The organism is Trebonia sp., assembly GCF_049794275.1.
Classification (GTDB): Bacteria; Actinomycetota; Actinomycetes; order Streptosporangiales; family Streptosporangiaceae; genus Trebonia.
The window spans coordinates 1-2,540 of the sequence record NZ_JBARCR010000454.1 but is presented as its reverse complement, the minus strand read 5'-3'; the positions used below and the strand labels follow the sequence as shown (position 1 = coordinate 2,540).

At 68.9% G+C, this 2,540-nt stretch carries 2 protein-coding genes and 1 pseudogene; 2 read left to right on the top strand and 1 reads right to left on the bottom strand.

Going from position 1 to position 2,540, the window contains the following annotated elements; all coding sequences use genetic code 11:
* Positions 1-486 (top strand): annotated as a pseudogene (locus WA805_RS12505) (hypothetical protein); the annotation flags it as partial.
* On the opposite strand, the gene WA805_RS12500 reads toward WA805_RS12505, so the two are convergent.
* Positions 420-1,985: a hypothetical protein gene (locus WA805_RS12500; RefSeq protein WP_422339055.1), complete on the bottom strand. Its 1,566-nt coding sequence runs from the start codon at positions 1,983-1,985 to the stop codon at positions 420-422. The pseudogene WA805_RS12505 and the gene WA805_RS12500 overlap by 67 nt on opposite strands.
* A 206-nt stretch (positions 1,986-2,191) precedes the next feature.
* On the opposite strand from WA805_RS12500, the gene WA805_RS12495 reads away from it, so the two are divergent.
* Positions 2,192-2,540, top strand: a 349-nt coding sequence (locus WA805_RS12495) for a hypothetical protein (RefSeq protein WP_425242414.1), incomplete at its 3' end; no start/stop codon positions are given.

Here is a 2,540-nt window from a genome sequence, read left to right as displayed (position 1 = left end):
CTGGCCAGCACCGCGACCGCCGCGACCGGGTCGCCCGTCGACGGCATCAGCTGCAACGCGGGCGAGCAGACGCTCTTCCACATCCACGCGCACCTGACGATCTTCGTGAACGGCGCGGCCCGCCAGGTCCCGGCGTCGATCGGAATCCCTGGCGGGGTCGCGCAGCAGACCCAAGCCGGACCGTTCATCGGCTCGGGAACGTGCTTTTACTGGCTGCACACGCACGCCGCCGACGGGATCGTGCACATCGAGTCGCCGGTGCAGCGGACGTACACGCTCGGCCAGTTCTTCGACGAATGGGGCCAGCAGCTCGGGCCGGACGTCGTCGGGCCGGCGCACGGGCACGTCACCGTCCTGGTCAACGGGAAGGTGTTCACGGGGAATCCGCGGGATGTTCCGCTGACGAAACACGCGGAGATTCAGCTGGAGGTCGGCACCCCGCTGGTGGCGCCGGAGTCGATCTCCTGGGCCAATACCGGGCTCTGATCTCCGGCCCCGTCCTGCGGGCCTGTGCGGCGCTTCGCGGGCGCGAACCCCAGGCCCGCCGCGAGGCAGGCGAACGGGATCACCGGCAGCAGGTACCGGTAGTCAAAGTCGGCGATGGCGATCGGGGTGATGAGCAGCGCGACCGCGGTCACCCACGGCAGCATGCTGGTGCCGCGCGGCGCCCAGCGCAGCCGGATCTCGCGCGGGCGCCTGCTGAGCCGCAGGCTGAACAGCCCGCCGAGCCCGACGAGGAAGATCAGCGCGAGCAGCGGCCCGTAGGTGAACACCAGCCGCTGGTACACCGCGATCGGCGCGGCGAAGACATTGATCACCCGGCCCGGCGCCTGGTGGCCGTAGCTCAGCCAGTCCTGGTACGCGGTGCCGCCTTTGATCCAGACGTGGTTGTTGGGCGGGAGCAGGTTCCTGTGCGGGGACTTGTAGGTCAGGTGGAAGCTGTAGTAGTAGACCGTGCCCCCGCCCGGGTAGGCGATCCGCGGGAAGCCGAACGACAGCATCGTGTTCTTCACGACCGTCTTCACGTAGCCGAGCGGCTGCGCCTCGATCGCGTGGATCGCGAAGTCCGTGAGCAGCTGGTTGTTCGTGGGGTCGACCGGGCCGCCGGTGCTGTTGAGGTTGGTGTGCACCTCGGGCGCGTGCCAGATGAAGTTGCCCGGCGGTGTCCGCTTGGTCAGCGGCTGGGTCGGGCAGACGAGCGCCTCTCTGCCGGTCGGCTTGATCACCGCGCAGTCGGCGAACGACGAGACCCGGCCCCACAGGTAGAAGCCCGTGGCCTCCGAGACGCCGTAATGCCCGGTCCTGGAGTGGAACCAGCCTGCGTACGCGCCGACCGGGATCACGCAGCCGATCGCCATCACCACGGCGGCGAGCCAGCCGCTCAGGTGCTTCCAGCCGTGGGTCATCCAGCCGCGGATAAGCAGGAACAGCGGGAACAGGACGAGCACGACCGCGCCTTCGGTCCTGACGTCCACGGCGTAGCCGACGAGCAGCCCGGCGATCAGCGCCGTCCACCACTTGATGTCCCTGCGCCACAGCAGCATCAGCGTGGCGAGCATCAGCAGGAAGGTGAACAGCGCCTCGGCCATGATCAGGTGCTCGTCTTCGATCATGTACCCGTCGAGGAGCACGGGCAGGGTCGCGACGGTGGACCAGAGCTTGGAGACGTTGTTGCGGCGGAGCAGCACGTAGATCATGACCGCGACCGCCAGCCCCATCAGGTGCTGCAGCACGACGACCAGGGTCAGGCTGTGGAACGGCAGCAGGGCCCGCAGGAAGAGCGAGTAGCCGGTCGCCTTGGACAGGTTCGGCTGCGGCCGCAGCGCGGCGCCCAGGTACACGTAGGAATCCCCGGCGAACCACAGCGCACCCGGGTACCCGAGCACGGTAAGCAGCCGGAGGAACGCGCCCACCGCGAGCGCCGCCGAGAACAGCTTGTGTTCCCTGACGAGCGTTTTCAGTCGCTGCAGGCGCGCGGCACTCACGCGCTCGATCCTATCGGTGCGCGGATGCGCTCGCGTGCTCCCCGGCCGAGCAAGCCGATCATTCCGAACGGGCGCGCGGTGACCCGCTCCCATCCTGCTCCGGAACGGAAAAGATCTTGAACATGGTGGCTTTCAAGGCGCCGATTGTCGCTCGGATTTGATATAGTGTTCGCGTAGACATAAATTGAAGCCACGATTATTCGAACTTGGAGCTTGCAGTGTCCCAAGCCTCGTTCCCCGGTCCCGGGCCAGACGGCGAGCAGCCGCCGCCCGGCACCCCGGCGCGGGACGATGACTGGGACGGCGACGCAGAGATGGCGTCGTATATCGCGGACCTGGAGGCGGGCCGGGCGCGGATTCCGGAGGAGTGGGAGGTCGAGGGCCCGGCCGCCACCCTCGGCCTGGGTGACGCCGCCGACGTGGACCTGGTGGAGCTGGCCGCGATGCTGGGCCCGGACGGGCTGGGCGGCGAGGTGTTCGCGCGGGACCGGTCCGCGGACGCGATGCGGCCCGGGCCCGTCCTCGCCGCGCTGACCGAGCAGGCCGCCGGGGACC